This window comes from Prevotella sp. ne3005, assembly GCF_900110085.1.
Taxonomy (GTDB): domain Bacteria; phylum Bacteroidota; class Bacteroidia; order Bacteroidales; family Bacteroidaceae; genus Prevotella.
Window position 1 is genome coordinate 24823 of the sequence record NZ_FOCK01000004.1, and the last position, 18819, is coordinate 43641.

Here is an 18819-nt window from a genome sequence, read left to right on the forward strand (position 1 = left end):
GGCTGCAAAGATACAGCATTTTTGGCGGACTACCAAACTAATGGGCGACTTTTTGCTGAAAATAGTCAAATCGGGCCTCTCCGCTGATGCCGTAACAGAACAATCCCGTGCGGATGCCCTTCCAATAGCCAGCACGCATGGGGAAGGCCTCACCAGCTGAGATGAAGTGCTCGCCATCGAGGCTGTAGAAGAACTGGTGGCGGTTTTGCTGCGAGTCGTTCGTGACGCGAAGCCACACTTTCGTGAACCGTCCTTTCCTGACCAGTTGCCGTTGTCCGCCAGCCTCCACGCAGATGCCATCCTTGCACAGACCGACAGCACGAAACAGCTTGCCAGAACAGAAGAGGCCAGCGAAGTTGTCGCCAGAGGAAGAGGTGACCAGCGTCGTACTCTCACTCTGCCAACCCACGATCTTCTGCGTGAGCATATTTCGACAGGTCTTCAGACTGTCGGCAGGCATGGCCTTGAGCGTAAGACAGCCTTTGTTCAGATTCCAATGGGAGGCGACGGGATTGTGGTTCCACTGCCACTGCAGGCCGAGGGGGCCAGAGAAGTCGTCATCGGTCTGAAGCAGAGGAGCAGAGGGCGATGGAATGGGCTTTGTCCATGCTGCCACAGGCTCGCCGACTCCATTGCCATCGTAGTCGACACCCATCAGCGGCCAGTCGTCCTGCCAGCGGGCAGGCTGGAGATGGACCACACGACCCAGAACGGGCGTTTCCTGAAAATGATAGAACCACCAACTGCCGTCAGGTGCATCAACCAAAGCTCCCTGATGGGGACCGTTGACCTTCGTGGAGCCCTGCTCCAGCACCACACGGCGCTGATAAGGACCATAGATGTTGCGCGAACGGAGTACCGTCTGCCATCCCTGACCTACACCTCCCTCTGGGATAATCAGGTAATACCAGCCATGACGCTTCAGGAACTTCGTACCCTCAGCCACAGGCCCTTCGTAGACCGTGGTACCCTCATCGAGCAGCGTCTTGCCATCAGTAGACATCTTATGTACGATGATAGGGCCTGCCCCATGACGGCTGCGCCCCAGATAGGCTTGTCCATCTTCATCCCAGAAAGGACAGGGGTCTTCCCATTTCTCCACACGACGCACGAGATGGAGAGGCGACCAAGGGCCGTGGGGATCTTTGGCAGTAGACATATAGAGACCCTCTTCGGGGGTGCAGAAGTAGACGTAGTAAAGTCCGTCGTGATAACGTATGGCTGGTGCCCACGATCCTCCTGCATAATGCTGATTGCCGTCCCATCCAGGCTCATCGAAGCGTGAATAGATCTGGCTGATATATTGCCAGTTCACCATGTCATCGCTCTCCAATACCTGCATGCCGAGGAAATGGAAGTCGGATGCCACCATATAATATTTCGCGCCCACACGGATGACATCGGGGTCGGAGAAATCGGCATTCAGCACAGGATTACGGTAGGTGCCGTCGCCCTGATCGCCCCAGCCTTCCGTATCTATCTCCACAAAGTCGGGACGGGCATCGGGCTCATCCGTCAGGATGCGCACATTCTCAAAGCTCACGTTGCGGGCATGGCGCACAAAGAATCCCTTGGCGGGCAGGTTGCCCCACATCGTGGCTTCAGGATAGGCTTTCTCCTTCTCATTGGCGATGGAATCGTAGATTTCTGCCAATTGCGCGGCCTTTATACCCCCCTTATGGTGGAGGGAGATGTTGGATAGCGACACATGGCGCACAGGATAGTCGGGCAGGCCCGTAATGCTGCATCCCATGGTGCCCGCATTCCGAATCTGGATATTGTCAAGATGCACACCATCGATACGCCCCACATGGTCGATGGGAACGATCGTCTCCATATTAGCCCCGCCAGAGAGATAACCCCGTCCACGATTACCCAAGCGGATGAAGATGGGCGACTCGGTGCCCTCAACGGTGACATCAGAGACATTGACATTTTCCAATACACCACCATCGACGATCTCCAGCGAGATGGCCGAAGAACCTATCCACTGACCGAAGAACTTCTCTTTCTGATCACTGCTGGGCTTCACCACAATGCCCGAGATGTTGATGTTGCGGAAGCCACCATTGGTCTCTGTTCCCAGTTTGACAGCATTGCAATGGCTCGACACCACACAATCGGAGATACGCACATTCTCACACAAACGGGGCGAAGTGGACTTCAGGGTGATGCCGTCATCATCGCTATCGGCCATGATCCCTTTCACAATCACATCGTGGCAGCCATCGATATCAAGGGCATCATTATTATAGTTATTGCGGTTAAAAACCTTGATTCCATCGATGCGCAGGCGGTTGCAGGCCAGATAGTGCTGCATCCAACAGCCACTGTTTTTCAGCGTGATATCCTTCACCGTGATGTCCTCGCTCTGGATGAACCGCAGCAGGTGGGGACGGGTGATGCCCTCATCGTTCCACGAGAGTTTCTGAAACGCCCTGCCCCGTCCATCGATAGTGCCATGACCAGAGATCACCACATTCTTGACCTTATCGGCATAGAGGAGTTGGATAGTGGTGGTATGGGTGCGCAGCGACACATAGTCCGATTTCATCGGCAGATAATCCTTCAAGTCAGTACTGCCGTAGAGCGTGGCCCCCTGCTCCAGATAGAGATGCACATCACTCTTCAGGATCACCGTACCTATTTTATATATACCAGCAGGCACCACCACACGTCCGCCACCGGCCTTCGAGCAGTCGTCGATGGCTTGTTGGAGTGCAGCAGTGCTATGCTTGGTGGTATCGCTCTTGGCACCATAGTTCATGATGTTATAGTCAGCCGCCTCCGATGGAATGGCCATGAACGCAAGGAAGGCATTCAACAGAAAAAACAGTCTTTTCATCGTAGAAATAGTCTTAAGTGTTCAAGTAATCGTATCATTTTGTTTTATTGATGTTGCAAAGATACATTATTTTCCGTAAAAACCATTTCCGAATCTGATTTATTTGCTAACTTTGCACAAATTTCATTCTTAAAACCAATCACTTATATGAAACGACTATTCATTCTCCCCCTTCTGCTGCTGGCTGCCCTTTCGGCTCAGGCGCAGAACCCCTATCTCCCCTTGTGGGAACATCTGCCCGATGGCGAACCACGTGTATTCGAGGATCCCGACCAGCCTGGCAAGTTCAGAGCCTATATCATCGGCTCGCACGACACCAATTACTCGGCCTACTGTGGTAGCGACATCCGCATGTGGTCGGCTCCCGTTGAGGATCTGAGCCAGTGGCGCGATGAAGGTCCTATCTTCACGCATTACGTCGATGGTCAGTGGGACACGATGTTTGCCCCCGATCTGGTGGAGGTTAAAGACAAGGCCACAGGTAAGAAGACCTATTACCTCTATCCCCACTCCCGTGGTTGGCGGCGCGTGCCGATGGTTTGTAAGGGCGATCGCCCCAATGGGCCTTTCACTCCCATCAACCTCACAGAAGACGGGCGCCAGTGTGTAGAGGGCTCACTGATTGATTTCGACCCCTCCGTATTCATCGAGACAATCACCAATAAGAAGGACAAGGACTTCGATAAAGGTTTCCGTGCCTATGTGTTCTACGGTTTCCAGCACTCTACGGCTTGCGAGCTCGACCAGAACACGATGTACTCGAAGCGCGAGGGCACAGAACTCATCGACCCGTTTATCCCTGCCAGCAGCGCCGACGGCCGTCTGCTCGACAAGGAGGGCTCAGAGTACAAGGCCCTCTATCAAGGGCAGAACCCGCTCGACTTCAACTTCTTTGAGGCCTCAAGCATCCGTCAGGTAGGCAATAAGTATGTGATGGTATTCTCCGGCTACAGCGGTAAGGAATACGGACTGAACAACACTAACTCTGCCCTGCGCTATGCCTTTGGCGACTCTCCACTGGGTCCCTGGCGCTCAGGTGGTGTACTGGTTGACTCTCGTGGTGTGGTTCCTGGCGAGGACGGCTCAAAGCTCATCACCACCAATGCAGGCCACAACACCCATGGCTCGATTCAGGAGATCAATGGTCAGTGGTATGTGTTCTACCACCGTCCCCCACGTGGCTTCGGCTTTGCCCGTCAGGCCATGGTGGCTCCGGTAAAGATTACCTGGGACAAGAAGCCTGTGGCCAAGGGCGGCATGGTGAAGATTACGGGTTATGACCCCTATGCCAAAGACAATGAATGGACGGCCAAGGCTGCCGACGGCAACGAATATACTGGTGCCGAGGTTACCTCCGAGGGCTTCCAGATTTTTGGTCTGCCTCCTTATCAGTATTACTCTGCTGGTTATGCTTGTTTCTGGACAGGTGGCACCAACAGCAACGAGTGGATGCAGGACAACCATGACATCTGGAACAACTCGATGGATCTCGCCGGAATCACCAATGGTGGTATCGTGGGCTTTAAGTACTTTGGCTTTGGCGGTCTGGCTCAGGCCACGAAAGGTCTCAAGGCTTTTACTGGCATCCAGAAGGGCGATGGCGCTGTATTAAACCTGAACCTGACAGCAGGCGGACATGGTGCCTTTAAGATCCACGTCAAGTTGGACGATCCCTGGAAGGGCGATGAAATCGCAGTATTTGAGATTCCTTCCGATGCGCCCAAGACTGCCATGATGTATCAGCAGCCTGTACCAGCCGTTGAGGGGCTTCAGGGCAAACACGCCATCTACCTCGTGGCAGAAGGAGCAGACATCCAGGCGCCTCAGCGCCCACAATGGGGTCCCCGCAGGCCCCAGCGCCCCCAGGGTCTCTTCGACCTTCACGGCATTGGATTCTCGAAGGGCGAAGCAGCCTTTGAGGCCCCCGTTGTACCTCAGGTAACGATAGAGGCCGACGGTCAGACGCTGATCATCCCTGCCACGCCGATCCGTTTCACCAATCTGAACGGCTATACCGATCAGACGCGCTATCAGGTGTATGGTAAGCTCTGTAAAGACTCCAAGCTCACTGCTACAGCCTCCGATCCATCGGTGAAATTTGAGATTAGTCCCATTGTCGAGGGCCGCGCTACCATCAAAGCCACCTACAACGGACTGACCAAAATATTCCTGATCAACTAAGGGATGACCTCCCTTAAAGTAAAACAACTTGTTTTACCTTCGTTAAGATAGTCTTTTACACGCTAAGGAACTATCTCTTTCTGGGTAAAACAAGTTGTTTTACTTTTAGCCTAAATACTTCTTGATTCTCTGGAGGGCATCTAAGAGCCGACTGCGCTGGATGGCAATGTTGAAGCGCACATATCCCTCACCCGTCTGGGGGCCATACATCGTGCCTGGATTAATCCACACCTTAGCCTCTGCAAGTAACTGATCGCAGAGCTCCTGCGAGGTGATGCCCATCGCAGAGATATCCACCCAGGGAAGATAGGTTCCTTCGAGACGGCACACCTTCCATTGGGGGATGTTTTCTCCGATGAAATCGCACAAAAGCTGATAATTGCCCCAGAGATACTGGTTGAGTTCATCGATCCAATCTTCACTCTCGTTATAGGCAGCCTGAAGGGCCACAATACCGAAGGGATTCACGTCGCACACCTCATTAATATTGATGGCACGATCGATTCTACGACGCCACGAGGGATGCGAACAGATGATGTTGGCAATCTGAAGACCAGCGGTATTGAAGTTCTTCGAGGGTGAGTTCATCACCACGCCATCGTCGGTAATCGTTCCAAAGGGCACAAACTCATGGCCAGGCATGATAAGTTCGCAGTGGATCTCGTCGCTTGCAACCTTCACCCCATGCCGTTTGCAGATGTCATACATCCGCTGCAGCTCCTCCTTGGTCCATACGCGCCCTGAGGGGTTATGAGGATTACAAAGCAGGAAGAGTGTGGTCTTCTCATCGGCACATTTGGTTTCGAAATCATCGAAGTCCACCTCGAAAGTATCGTCTACGGCCTTCAAGGGCGACCCCAACACCTCACAGCCATTGTTCTTGATACTGGAGAAGAAGCAGTTATAGGCCGGCGAGAGGATAAGCACCTTTTCCCCAGGCATGGTGAGCGCCTTGATGACACACGACATGGCAGGCACCACAGCCGTGGTGTAGAGGATCCACGAACGCTGGATATCCCACTGATGACGACGATGGAACCAGGAGATCACAGCCTCGTAGTAGCTCTCTGGCACGATATTGTAGCCAAATACGCCATGCTCCACGCGTTGCTGCAGGGCCTTCTGGATGGCAGGAGCCACACGGAAGTCCATATCGGCCACCCAAAGGGGAATGACCTCAGGCGACGGACTTATTCCCGAGCTTTGCTCGCCTACCCGTGGCCTTTCATCCCATTTCACGCAGTTAGTACCTCTGCGCTCGATCAATTCGTCAAAGTTGTACTTCATTTTCTAACCTCTATCACGCAATTGTTTGGTTGGCGCACATTCTCATCGATAGTGATACTACCGATGGAATCGGCGATAATATGTCCTGAGGTGGGATTCTTGATGTTCTCGATATGCCCCTTGATATCTGCCTCAACGGTGGAATACTCAAACATACGGTCACACATCGGATCGATGGTACAGTTCTCCAACACGAGGTTCTGTGTGTAGCAAAGCAACTGCTCTCCAGCCAAGTGACAATTCACAAGGCGCACGTTCTTCGAATGCCACGCCAGATACTCACCATCGAGCACAGAGTCGTAGACCGTTACATTCTCACACTCCCAGAAAGAGTCCTTGGTCAGGATATTGGCGTGATGGATCTCTACGTTCTTGCAGTATTGGAACACATACTTCGAGTCGCTCTCCAAGCCATCGACGTAGATATTCTCCGAGAACATAAACGGATAGGTGCCGCCATGCAGCTTCACGTTCTTGAGCTTGATACCATTCACTTTCCAAAAGGTCTCATCGGCATCAGTGATCTCCACATTCTCGAGTTCGAGGTTGTTCATCTCCCGGAAGAACTTCGGCCCGTCGATGCGTGAGTTCTTCATCACCATGTCGTTGGAATACCAGATAGCAGAACGGGAGCCAAGGGCGAAATAGCAATTCTCAATATACGACTTGTCCACGTGCCACCAGGGATATTTGCCATAGAACTTACAGTCGTAAGCCTCCATATTCTGACATTGCTTGATACCCGACTCGCCATCGGTGATCGTTACATTCTCCAGTCGCAGGTCATGGCAAGCGAATAAAGGGCGCTCACCTCCGAATTTCTTGTCCTTAATTAATTCCATTGTTTTGTATTGTATTGTTTCGGTTGCAAAGTTACAAATAAAAATCCGTAATCTTTCTACCAAGATCACGGATTCTTTAACCGATTTAAGGGTTTTTATATTTTGTAGAGAGAGATTTTTCAATTATTGGTGGCCAGCAGATGACTGTCGAGCGATTCCATCACCATCATACGACTGGACAGATACATATTATCCTGGGTCTCATTCATCTTATACGTCTTAACAGAAGTCAAAGTGGGAGCTACCTGACGATAGAGGGTCACCTCTGAGGGCAGATCGTAAGCCTGCTTCTCGTCATTCCACTGGCTAACCTCCACATTATAACCATTCTTGTAATATTTGTAAGAGAGGCGGGTGCTCTTCTTCCACATCTTCTTGGCCTCATCCCAGCTCAGCATCTCCTTGTTGGAGAGACGGCCCTGCTCGTCGTACTCATAGCGGTATTCCATCTTCTGGGTCATCTGCTGATCAGCATTCTGGGCATACACCTCAATCTTGTTAACCACTCCGTCCTCCATGTCACCGTTGTACATGTAGTTTGCATCGTTGCTGTTGATGGCGTTGAAGTACATTGTCAGTACTGTTGCTGCTGTGATAATTGATTCCATAACTCTTTGCTTTAAAAATTAAACTTTGCCTGTTAGACGTTGCAAAGGTATGAAAAACTACATGCATTTAAGGTTATTTAAATGTTATCTTTAGGTTAAATCTTTTGGCCGAATCATTTTTTTGTGTTACTTTTGCCCTCGGTTATGCAGAAAAACAAGTATAAATATGTGTCTGTAGGGGCGATGGTGGCGGTGATGCTGCTATTGGGTCTCTATATGTGGATGACCTACCGTGCCGAGGTGCGCGACATCTCGGAGCGTGCAGGCAACCAGCTGCCCTGGGCCATGTTCTATGAGAGCTACAACCGCGCAGAGATCCTGTCGCAGGGCGATACGCTCAGTCTGCCAGAGTTACGTGGCAACCTCTCGCTGGTATCATCGGTAGAGGGCATGAACGATGTGCTGAGCCATAAATACCATTCCGAGGTGTCGCTCGACACACTGTCCCAGTTTGTCGACAGTCTACTCAGCGTGGTGAACCTCGACCGTAACTTCACCATCATGGAGGTGGACCATAACGGGAAGATACTCCGCAGCAGTAATGACCTCCTGACGCCTACCTCGCTGAAGACCCGCGTGTTCAGCATTCGTCGCGACCAGTCGAAGGGACTACAACTGGCTCTTAACAACCCCTTCCCCACACTAGCACGCAGACTCAGTCCGCTGTTCTTTGCCAGTGCCATCATCCTCATCCTCTTTGGCGCTATCCTCATCAGGCTGTTGCGCTATCTCGACGAACAGCAGAAGATGGCAGAATTGCGTAACGACTTCAGTTATGCAATGGTTCACGACATGAAGTCGCCCCTATCGAGCATCATCATGGGAACGCGTTTCCTGCATAGCGGTAAGGTTGACAACAAACCCGAGATAAAGGAAAAGTACTTCTCCATCATCGAAGACGAAGCCAACCATCTGCTGGCACTCGTCAACAAGCTGCTCACCATCTCGAAGCTCGAGAACAAGAAGCTCATCCTTAACAAGCAGCGTGTAGCCCTCGTGCCCATCATCGATGATCTCGTAGAGAAGGCCAAGGCCAAGACGGAGAAGCCCATCCACTTCACCATCGACCTGCTGGCAAAGCATGTAATGGCTGATGAGCAATATCTCTCCGAGGCCATCTCCAATCTGATCGATAACGCCATCAAATACTCCAAGCCCGATGCCATCGAGATCAAGATCACCTCGCATCCCACAGACAAATACGACGTTGTCAAGGTGCGCGACAACGGCATTGGCATCTCCAAGGACGACCAACACATCATCTTCGACAAGTTCGGAAGGGCTGCCATCCACGAACACAACCGCAAAGGCGGCGTCTCTGGCTTTGGCCTCGGACTGAACTATGTAGACCAGGTGATGCAGGCCCATGGAGGTAAGGTGACCGTCTCGAGTGAGATAGACAAATTTTCAGAATTCACCCTCTATATTCCTAAGAACGTATGATCAAACTACTGATTGTTGAAGACGACGCATCGCTCGCCTATATCGAGAAGACAGGACTGGAAGATATCATCGGAGGTTACGAAGTGACCACTGCCGCCAATGGCAAGGAAGGTCTGAAGGCATGGGAGGAATCACACCCCGACGTCATCATCTCCGACATTGACATGCCCGTAATGAACGGCTTTGAGATGGTGGAGCGCATCCGCGAGACGGATGGCGACGTGATCATCATCTTCACCTCAGCCCTCACCTCACCCAACGATGTCAAGGCCGGCTATCGTCTGGGAATCAACAACTACGTAAAGAAGCCTTTCGTCCCTGAAGAGCTCGATGCCCATATCCAGGCCCTGATGAAGATGCGTGGAGGAGCCAAGACCCAGAAGGAGACCAACCACTATAAACTGGGCAAGCTAACCCTCGATGCAGAACACGCCACCTTGCGCAACGACGAGACCAACCTGTCACAGACCATCACCCTGCGTGAGGCCCAGATCCTGCAGCTGTTGGCAGAGAATAAGAATAATGTGGTACGTCGTGAGGCCATCCTCAGCCGTTTCTGGAATACGGAGGATGACTATTTCGCCTCGCGTTCGCTCGATGTTTTCGTCAATAAACTCCGTAAGCTCGTGGCTGATGAGCCCAGAATCACCCTGAAGACTGTGCGTGGCATCGGCCTGCAACTCATCGTCAACGCCTAACCCCTAACGGACTATTTCCCCAAGTTCACACGCAGACCCACCTGCAGGTTCAGACTCGTGGGCTTATCCTTGAAGAAGTTCCTGACGCTGCTGCCATTGTTGAAGTAGCGTTTCACACCTGGTTCTACATAGATACCCAATTGTGGAATCACATCATACTCTATGCCTAACGATCCCTGGACAGAGAATTGCCATCCGTCATGAGAGACAGGATAGTCCACACCTTCTTGCTCCATGTGGGCCTTGACGTTATAGTCGACTTGTCCACCTGCAGCGGCATAGACACTCAAGCCCTTATAGCTCCACACCTTATATTGTGCATTCACAGGGACACCTATATAATATAATGTCTGCTCTTTCGAAAGCGGAGTGCCTGCCATGATGTTCACAAAATCAGAGCGCAGGCGGGTATAGACCAAGCCCGTAGTGATGGAAAGACGCGATGAAATGGGAATATTTGCAGTCAGTCCGAATGAGATTGGCTGATAGTGCTTCTGACGCTCCTCATAGTCCACCAGATAGATAAGTTCCCCATTGGAAGCCCGAGTCAGAGAACGAGCAGGCAACTGATCACGATAATTATAGTTTGCTGCCATCGTCGGACTCATCAGCACGCCATTGGCACTCATCTGACTTCCAGAACCGCCTTGGGCATAGAGGCCAAAGCTCACGTGGCCTCGCTGGCGCTTCTTGGTGGCCTCAGCAATCTTGGCATCGAGCACTCTAAGCTGCTCCTGTTCATTCGTCAGCGTTTCTTGCTTCTTTTGAACAGGTTTCTCCGATGGAATGGGCTTTTCTTCCTTTGAGGGCTGTTCTGCTGTAACCGCTTCAGGGGCCATCGCCTGTGCCTCTTCTGTCTCAGACGTGATGTCCTGCGAGAAGAGAGCGGTCTGCTTAAAGTGCTGTATTGGGGGGATGATGGCATCTCCTTCAGAAGGAATCTCTGGTGAATCGGACTTCGGTTCTTCCGATTTCATCGGAGTCGCAGGAGCCTCCAAGGCTTGAGCAGCCTCTCTTTTGGCCATCTCGTCGCGCCCCAGCTGCCACATCAGATAGCCATTGCAGGTGATAACCCCTATGAAGGCTGCTGCCACAGCGATGCGCTTGCCCCACAACGGGATGAGACGGGCTGGGCGCTTCGGAGCCTCCTTTTCAGAAGACTGCATGATTCCCTCCTGCTGCAGACGGGCCTCGATGTCAGCCCACAAATCGGCTGGAGCAGGCACCTCGTGGTCTGCCAGCTTGTCGCGTAGCTGTTTTGTCCAATCTTCTTGTTTCATCTCTTTTGTGAGTTTAAATAGTCACTAATCATTTCCTTTAAAAGCTTCTTCGCGTGGAAGAACTGAGAGGCTGAGGAGTGTTCCTTGATGCCTAGTCGCTGGGCGATGTCTTTGTGCGAGAGTTGTCCGAAGACGTAAAGGTTGAGCACCATTCTGCATCCTGCAGGAAGCCTTCCTATCATTTGGTCGAGTATGTCAGGCGGTACTTCGTCTACATCCGGCACCCCTTCGTCAGTAGTCTCCTCTGGTATCTGGGATATCATTGTCACCCGTTCATGTTCTTTTATCCAGTCGATGGCGCGATTGGCAACGATCCTGGCCACCCAGTTTTTCAGCGAGCCCTCGCCACGATAGTCGAACGTCTGGATGGAGGTCAGGATTTTCACGAAACTGTCTTGCAGCACGTCCCTCGCATCGTCACGATCAGGAACATACCTCAGCGCTATGGCCATGGTATAGCCTGAAAAGCGGTCATACAGGCGTCGCATCGCCTTGCCATCACCGCCAAGAATCGCGTCGAGCAGTTGCCGTTCTGTCTCCACAGTCCCTCTTTATTTTTTCTTCCTGCCCGTCGTCTGGAATGATAGAGTCAAAGGTGGATTGAAACCATATCTTTTTATCTCCAGATTCTCACGATTCACAAAAATACAACTATCCATGTTAACTGCTCCAGACCACACATCTTTATTATAATCATACATCAACGATGATGAATTGGCTTCTAGCATAGAAGTTCTGATTTCAGGAATAAAAAACCATTCTACCCCATTCATTTTAAATGTTGTGCTAGGCTGACTTGGACTATTTGCATAATAAGCATTCCCTGTTGATATACCTACAAAAGACATCTTAATTGGCCAATAAGATTGCTTATTATAAATGATGGATGCGTTTTTGCCAACCAATTTCCTATACAGATACTCAACGGGAAAATGGCTAATGATCCTATACTCTGAATCCCATTCAGTGGAAAACGTAGCAGTATCCACAACCTGCTTGTCCACTATCCACGCCATATCGAAAGTGCCACTTGACCTAATGTCGATATCTGAATTGAGTCTTTCTTTGTCCTCGTATATGGATGCAACTGAATCCAAAGCAGGATCTGCTGTACATGCCATCAACAAGGCTATACCACCTATTATAAAAACTGTAAACTTCTTCATATCTCAATATAAATATAACTCTGATTCAACTGCTTCAAACTCTTCTTTTGGAGCAAAAACAAGACAACTGTCCTCTGGGATTACTCTTTGGCTAATCATCTCTTCCTTCCTGACTCGATATTGGTGCTTTCCTTGAATGGGACACTCAGCAGGAGTGATGCTCAAACGCCAACGACAATTGTAGAAATTATAACCTTCAGAAGCCAGATCATATTTATGAAACATCTCATCATTAGCACCATATATCTCATAAAGTCCAAAGTTCAGCGTTTCACTACCATCAATAGCATTTCCACAAATGAAGAATAATAGTCCATTAGGGTCAGGACCTATGGGTTTCATCATGATCCTCTGCAAATCCATTGTTACTTCACGACGTCCCTCTGTCCTAATGCCTACATGCTGTGTACTTAACACCTCTTTCAGCTTAAAGGTATATGCAGGACCATCCATAATCATCGGATTAGTGGTAGTAGCTTCTATTTTCAGTCTATAACGATAACCCTCCTTAAAGAAAAAGCCACTAATTTCATTAATGCAGAACCTTACTGGTATTTCACCTTTCTTGGTATGATCGCTATTCTCAATATGGCCCTCCATCTGAGGGACTTGAATTGGATAGTTACCCCAGCACGAATTACCTATTACAAATTCTGGCTCGATGGTTACCGTCCATATTTCCGTTTGGGGTTTCCAGTTGTCAGGTTCCGCCTCAAAATCGTCAAACGTGCAAGCCGTAAACAAACCTGCCCCTATTATCAGTATGATTACCAAGAATTTCTGTTTCATTTCAATCTGTTTCATTTGTTATTCCTATAGATATAACTGCAAAATTACAAAACCTTGCACGCAAATCCAAAGATTTAAGATTCATTAAGAAAAAGATTCCCCTTGGCCCATTTGTTAATCATTCTTAATTTCACTCCTAATCCATGCAAGGTTTTTAAAGTTCTCAGTTATCTAAGTAGTAACAAATAATAAAAAGGTATATGAAACGAGCATTTAAAACTATCGGAATTTTTCTTTCTGCCATCCTTTTGCTGGCCAGTTGTAGTAGCGATGATGATGAACCTGAGATGAAGAATAGCGCAAACGAAGGCGTTGTTTATAACGGACACGGGGAAGCAGTAAATTCATCTCCTTTATCTGTGTTCTTAAGTGAAGAACTACGTCTGCCTTATTGGGATGTTAAAGGCCTTGGACATTACACATTCTTTAGCTACAAAGTTTTAGATGGTCATATTATAGACTATTTGCAGGACTCATGTATTGTTATAAATAGCATAGAGGAATTCCGTCTAGCCTATCATGGAACAAAGACCATTCCAGAAATCAATTTCACCAACAACACACTCCTTATCTGCAGAACCCATGGGAGTGATATTTCCAGATTAGGTGAGGTGGGGTTAAGTGACCAGGGCGATGAATACGAACTAAGATACAAGATTCTTCATTATCTTGAGCGTACTTCATTGTGTGTTGAGTGGCCTATCTATTACTGGCGTTTAAGCCCCAAGTTGCAGAAAAAGCCAATTGTAATGATACGAAAGGATATACATATAGGTGAAGGATAGAATGAATTTTCAGATCCATGCAAGATTTCTATCTTTTCTACAATATAGATACACCTGAAAATGAGTCATATAAATTAATAGTAGTAATTCCATATGAAGATTGCAGAGCCATGATTGACACATGATTATTTATGGTGAAAAGTGCCATCCGAATTATCGGGTGGCACCTTATTACAATTGATTAGTTGTTTCCAATTATGCAAATCACATTATGCAAAACGCATAATTCAAGTTAAATATTTTAAACCATGTCTATCATGTTTTTGATGGTAACACATATTATAATCAGAAAGCTATGCGCGAGGCGTTTGATCAGCCAGTAGTGTTCAGAGTTCTATCAAGAAATTGCTGGAGTACGGCCTTATCTCAGTAGATGCAGGAACTTATTTTATTGCAGATCAGTTGATGCGCCTTTGGCTTATTGAATAGATGGACGTCATCTATGGTTCGTTCAGACGTCTTGAACAACTCATTCAGACTATCTCTATACCCTATAAGGGATTATCTGAACACGAGAAAGAGACTATCCGAATAGCTCATAGAGACTATCTGAACAACCTAAAGATGACCCTACATGCATACTTATGCACTTGGGGTTTGGACGTCATAAAGGGGGACTTTACCCGGAGTAAAGTCGGAGTTTATGACGGGTAAAGTCGGAGTTCCCACGGCGGGAACTATTTCGGCGTAAGTTTTGAATAAATACTCGGATAATTATGCGAACACGATTTTGCATAATTAAAGCGTTTTTTTTGCTGAAACACCCCACCATCCCACCCAAATCTCTCGGAAGGCCTTTGTTTACTGGGGGTTGAGCATGGTGGGGTGTTTGCAAACACCCCACCAACACTACACCAACACCCCACCACTCTCATTCCAAAGAATTAGGCTACTTTCACAGGGACAACCTTGTAATACGACTGGTTACTATGGTTCTTACACTCAAATCCCAGTTCCTTCAAGGCCAATCCCAGATGCACCTTCGTGCTATGGTCGCTCTTGATGGAGGGGTACTCCTTCTGAATCAGCTTCAGGATATCCCCGCTCTTCATTCGGATTCCCTGCTCTCCCTCTCTGGGCTTGCGGATACAGACCTCAATGACTTCAGCGATGTCCTTCTGCTCCATGTAGTTGAGGTTCAACTCCTGAATACGGGCCACCTCGTTGGGGTTAAACCAGTAGGGGGCCTTCAGTTCACGAATCTCGTAGACCACCTGGGCATAAAGCTGCTCATAATCAATCTCGCCCGTATTGTCTATCAACATACCGTCTGGAATCTGGATGCAGATGTAGCGACGAGAGCCTGTAGCATCCGTCAATGGATGGGGATTGTTGGTGGTTGCCACAAACGAGGCATAACGAGGTCGATCCTCCTGGGCACAACCATAGATGGGGCGCCCATTCACCTTGCTCTTAGAGAGCGTCTGCTTCAGAGCCGCATGCTGGCTGGGGCGGATAGCCTCGAGTTCGTCGAGGTTCACAATGAGGTTGCTCGTCAAGGCCATCTCCTTGTCGAACTTGTTCGAGAGGTTCAGATGGTCCAGGAAGTACATGCGCAACTCTGGAGGGAGCAAACGGGTCACAAAAGTGGTCTTTCCACAACCCTGACTTCCGATGAACGTAGGCACGCACTCATTTCCATGAAGCGTGTCCATCTGTCGCCAGTGGGCCACAGTAGAGCGTAACCAGATGGTGAGGAAGTTCAGCACCTCAGAACTGATGCCGGGCAAGCGCCCAAACAACTTGGCGAAATGTGCAAAGATACAAAATTTTTTCGCGATTTGCAAATATTTCCTAAAGAAATATGGCAGAAAAGTCTTGATATTAACAAAACTTAGCAATTGGCACTTTGTAGCCTCAGATTAAATTAAAGGCCTTAGGTGGAGTGTTGGTGTAGTGTTGGTGGGGTGTTTGCGAACACCCCACCACGCTCAAACCCCAGTAAACAAAGGCCTTCCGAGAGTTTTTGGTGGGATGGTGGGGTGTTTCAGCGAAAAAACTCAAATAACATTTGGTTTTTTGCTCACTTATTCGTATCTTTGTCCCCATAATCATTTAATTGTTATGGACTATGACATTCTTCAATCAGTTTCACAAGGAGGTGACGGAGCGCAAGATGCGGAAAATAGCCGTATCGCAGCTATCGCCGATGAACTCGAACGACTTTGCGCAATATATGAAGCGCAATGTAGAATTGGCCAAACAGATGTGACACACTTCGATGCAGAGCAGCGTGCTGCAGAGCAGATGGCAAAGGAGCATGGTTTTTGGATTCCCATGATGGAGGTATTCGATCTTGGAGTTGTATCTTTGCAGTTATATAAGAAAGAATGATAGTCCCATGAGTACAAATGATAAAAGTGATTTGGAGGCCCCTCCTATGTACCAATGGAGTTTTTTATACAACTATTGGCTACTATTATGTGTTCCGCTCTATTTCCTATGGCTCCCAATAATTGTCTGCATTTTCGTAGGAGTCCCTTCGATTATTGTTTGGCTTTTCCTGTTTTATATTCTTATTTGCTCAATATTGCAGGCAATTAATATTCATCATGCTTTGAATAATAATGATAAGCCACTGGCAATAAAGATGATCCTTCTTCAAATCATTGGTATAATATTCGCAGTTTGGCCAATCCTTGTCGATATAGACTATTCTATTCGATATATGGTACAGCACGATATTTTTAGTTCTTTTCCTTAAACTTTTCAATACACCTACGAACATAATGGCAACATGACGCAAAAATAAACATGATAATTGAAAAGAATTCCAGATAAACGATAGAAAGAGGTGTTATACTATTACGGGGTAACACCTTTTGTTTGTTAGTATTTAATCCACTCGTTGAGGGGAAAACGATGCCCAAACTATTTCATGATTATTTTGGCTTCTTGTGCATTATTTAACATTTTAGCCCGATTGTTTAATTGATGAGCATTTGTTTTGTGTTTCACGTTTTTATCTATCTGAAATGTGTTTTTCTCCCAATTCCTTCTTTTATTCACTAATAATTCTTATATTTGCAGCGGAAACGTGCAAGATTTATGAGGCTTGGCAGTTATACAAGTAAGCTATGACAAAAGAGAATAAGGAACTATTGCTGCGGTTACTCCAACAACACAAGGAGTTGGGCATATCCAATCAGATAGACTTTGATAAGTTCTATCTCTATTCCATCATTACCCACTCCACAGCCATTGAGGGCAGTACAGTGACAGAAGTGGAGGCCCAATTGCTTTTCGATGAGGGAATTACGAGTAGCAAACGCACCATGTTGGAGCAGCAAATGAATCTTGACTTGAAGGTTGCATACGACTATGGACGCGAATGGATTAAAAAACACGAACCTATCACTGTTGATTGGCTCATCCTACTGGCCTCGAAAGTAATGGCTCGTACGGGTAGCGAGTACCATTCAATAGGTGGAGACTTCTCTGCTGCCAAAGGTGAACTCCGCAAGCTCAACGTTACTGCCGGCTTTGGTGGCAAATCGTACATGTCATACCAGAAAGTTCCTGCTCGTCTTGCAGCCTTTTGCGAGGAACTTAATAAACGACGCAAAGCCATTGATCCTTCTGACATTACAGCCGTTTACGATCTCAGTTTCTGGGCACACTTCGAATTGGTGACCATCCATCCCTGGGCTGATGGTAATGGACGTACATGTAGGTTGTTGATGAACTTACTGCAATGGGAGTTTGGTGTATTGCCAACCAAAGTGCTCAAAGAGGATAAAGCCGAATATATTCAGGCACTGATTGATACTCGTGAGAGCGAAGACATTAATGTTTTCCTCGACTGCATGGCCCGTCATCATTGTCAGCATCTGCAGGCCGATATCGACCAATATGTCAAGTCTGTAGCATCGGAAGTGGTCGATAAATCTGCTTTGGCGCAGGAAATGGTCGATAAATGGTCGATTAAGCCCTCTTTGGCCGAGAAACTGGTCGATATTCTGAACTATGTGGCCGATAAAGGAGAATTCACAACAGAGACAATCGTACAGCATTTCGGCATTCCAGCCACTACCGCCAAGCGATATCTCCGCCAACTCGCCGAGTTTGGCTACCTCGAAGCCCATGGCGCCAACAAGAACCGCACGTATTCAATGGCAAAATAACATAATAGGTGCCACCCGATAATCCGGATGGCACCTTTTTCTGTAGTATATTTAGAACTGATATCTGAGGCCAGCGTTGAAGACGCCCTGAATGCCAACACCTAGTTCGCCAAAGACTCGCAGACGATCACCTGCCTCAATTCCTAACGGCGTGACCTGTCCGATAAGGCCTACTTTTCGATCGGTATATTCATCACAATGGTCGATAACCGTTGTTCTACAATGTTCGGCACCACAACTTATTATCATTGTGGATGACTCCACTTTATCAGTCTTTGTATGAAGACAAGGGCCAGCGACAAGTTTTGAATAAAGGCCGAAATGCTTGCTTCTCACCCAATTGAACTTAATGGATGGCATCAAGGCATAGTAACGCTCCGTAAAATCGCCTATCTGCACCTTGCCTTGTACGATGTCCTTCTGCCTATTGATAAATGTAAACACGCCACCAACACTGATCCAGCGCGAGATGCGATAAAAGTACTCCAACGACAATGGACCAAAATTACGGTCGTTTTCATAGAAGGCTTGTTCTGCATGCGGACAGGATGGGTCGCTGTCTACAAACATGGCAAAAGCAATGGTGGGATAGCCATAGCTGGCTGAAATCTCATGTTTGGGCATCTTTTCCTGGGCTTGCGCACTGACGCTAGCCAGAAGTAGAATGCCAAGAATTGTTTGTTTCATCTGTTGAATTTAATTGGTTCATCTACCATTAAAACAGGAAATAAGGAATTAGTTGCATGAAAAGCATGCAATTTATGGTTAATT

At 48.1% G+C, this 18819-nt stretch carries 17 protein-coding genes; 7 read left to right on the forward strand and 10 right to left on the reverse strand.

Annotated features, from left to right (window positions below; translation table 11 throughout):
* Positions 1–37: 37 nt before the first annotated feature.
* On the reverse strand, positions 38–2845 hold the full coding sequence (locus BMY16_RS06585; protein WP_091841087.1) for a family 43 glycosylhydrolase: 2808 nt from the start codon (positions 2843–2845) through the stop codon (positions 38–40).
* A gap of 147 nt (positions 2846–2992) precedes the next feature.
* On the opposite strand from BMY16_RS06585, the gene BMY16_RS06590 reads away from it, so the two are divergent.
* Positions 2993–5026, forward strand: a complete 2034-nt coding sequence (locus tag BMY16_RS06590; RefSeq protein WP_091841088.1) for a hypothetical protein — start codon at positions 2993–2995, stop codon at positions 5024–5026.
* Positions 5027–5131: 105 nt separating this feature from the next.
* Here the strand turns inward: BMY16_RS06590 and BMY16_RS06595 are convergent, their stop codons facing one another.
* The 3 genes from BMY16_RS06595 to BMY16_RS06605 all read right to left on the reverse strand — a co-directional run bounded on the left by BMY16_RS06595 (position 5132) and on the right by BMY16_RS06605 (position 7763).
* A complete protein-coding gene (locus tag BMY16_RS06595) occupies positions 5132–6313 on the reverse strand; it encodes a MalY/PatB family protein (protein WP_091841090.1) in 1182 nt (393 codons plus the stop codon).
* On the reverse strand, positions 6310–7155 hold the full coding sequence (locus tag BMY16_RS06600; protein WP_091841092.1) for a DUF3737 family protein: 846 nt from the start codon (positions 7153–7155) through the stop codon (positions 6310–6312). Before BMY16_RS06600 ends, BMY16_RS06595 begins: the two co-directional genes overlap by 4 nt.
* 119 nt (positions 7156–7274) lie before the next feature.
* On the reverse strand, positions 7275–7763 hold the full coding sequence (locus tag BMY16_RS06605; protein ID WP_091841094.1) for a DUF3836 domain-containing protein: 489 nt from the start codon (positions 7761–7763) through the stop codon (positions 7275–7277).
* Positions 7764–7907: 144 nt separating this feature from the next.
* On the opposite strand from BMY16_RS06605, the gene BMY16_RS06610 reads away from it, so the two are divergent.
* The gene (locus BMY16_RS06610) at positions 7908–9206 is read left to right on the forward strand and encodes a sensor histidine kinase (RefSeq protein ID WP_091841096.1); all 1299 of its coding nucleotides are present in this window, start codon (positions 7908–7910) and stop codon (positions 9204–9206) included.
* On the forward strand, positions 9203–9904 hold the full coding sequence (locus BMY16_RS06615) for a response regulator transcription factor (protein ID WP_091841097.1): 702 nt from the start codon (positions 9203–9205) through the stop codon (positions 9902–9904). The genes BMY16_RS06610 and BMY16_RS06615 overlap by 4 nt, the downstream gene beginning before the upstream one ends.
* Before the next feature lie 11 nt (positions 9905–9915).
* On the opposite strand, the gene BMY16_RS06620 is transcribed toward BMY16_RS06615, so the two are convergent.
* The 4 genes from BMY16_RS06620 to BMY16_RS06635 are packed head-to-tail and all read right to left on the reverse strand — an operon-like array spanning position 9916 to position 13154.
* Positions 9916–11184 (reverse strand): outer membrane beta-barrel protein, encoded by a 1269-nt coding sequence (locus BMY16_RS06620; RefSeq protein ID WP_091841099.1) that lies wholly within the window; start codon positions 11182–11184, stop codon positions 9916–9918.
* The gene (locus BMY16_RS06625; RefSeq protein WP_091841101.1) at positions 11181–11726 is read right to left on the reverse strand and encodes an RNA polymerase sigma factor; all 546 of its coding nucleotides are present in this window, start codon (positions 11724–11726) and stop codon (positions 11181–11183) included. Before BMY16_RS06625 ends, BMY16_RS06620 begins: the two co-directional genes overlap by 4 nt.
* Before the next feature lie 9 nt (positions 11727–11735).
* Positions 11736–12350, reverse strand: coding sequence for a hypothetical protein (locus BMY16_RS06630; protein ID WP_091841103.1), 615 nt, complete (start codon positions 12348–12350; stop codon positions 11736–11738).
* Between the two features lie 3 nt (positions 12351–12353).
* Positions 12354–13154 carry a DUF4377 domain-containing protein gene (locus tag BMY16_RS06635; protein WP_091841104.1) on the reverse strand — a complete coding sequence of 267 codons (801 nt, stop codon included), beginning with the start codon at positions 13152–13154 and terminating at the stop codon, positions 12354–12356.
* A 185-nt stretch (positions 13155–13339) separates the two neighbouring features.
* Here BMY16_RS06635 and BMY16_RS06640 point away from each other — a divergent pair, with 185 nt between their 5' ends.
* On the forward strand, positions 13340–13924 hold the full coding sequence (locus BMY16_RS06640) for a hypothetical protein (protein WP_091841106.1): 585 nt from the start codon (positions 13340–13342) through the stop codon (positions 13922–13924).
* 884 nt (positions 13925–14808) lie between these two features.
* On the opposite strand, the gene BMY16_RS06650 is transcribed toward BMY16_RS06640, so the two are convergent.
* Positions 14809–15666 (reverse strand): VapE domain-containing protein, encoded by an 858-nt coding sequence (locus tag BMY16_RS06650; RefSeq protein WP_244512960.1) that lies wholly within the window; start codon positions 15664–15666, stop codon positions 14809–14811.
* 329 nt (positions 15667–15995) lie between these two features.
* Here BMY16_RS06650 and BMY16_RS15460 point away from each other — a divergent pair, with 329 nt between their 5' ends.
* The 3 genes from BMY16_RS15460 (at position 15996) to BMY16_RS06660 (ending at position 18048) form a co-directional block, all read left to right on the forward strand.
* The gene (locus tag BMY16_RS15460) at positions 15996–16136 is read left to right on the forward strand and encodes a hypothetical protein (protein WP_170836031.1); all 141 of its coding nucleotides are present in this window, start codon (positions 15996–15998) and stop codon (positions 16134–16136) included.
* Positions 16133–16258, forward strand: coding sequence for a hypothetical protein (locus BMY16_RS15920; RefSeq protein ID WP_262987322.1), 126 nt, complete (start codon positions 16133–16135; stop codon positions 16256–16258). The genes BMY16_RS15460 and BMY16_RS15920 overlap by 4 nt, the downstream gene beginning before the upstream one ends.
* A 743-nt stretch (positions 16259–17001) precedes the next feature.
* A complete protein-coding gene (locus tag BMY16_RS06660; RefSeq protein WP_091841112.1) occupies positions 17002–18048 on the forward strand; it encodes a Fic family protein in 1047 nt (348 codons plus the stop codon).
* 51 nt (positions 18049–18099) lie between these two features.
* Here BMY16_RS06660 and BMY16_RS06665 read toward each other — a convergent pair whose 3' ends face one another.
* Positions 18100–18735, reverse strand: coding sequence for a hypothetical protein (locus tag BMY16_RS06665; RefSeq protein WP_091841114.1), 636 nt, complete (start codon positions 18733–18735; stop codon positions 18100–18102).
* Positions 18736–18819: the final 84 nt, after the last annotated feature.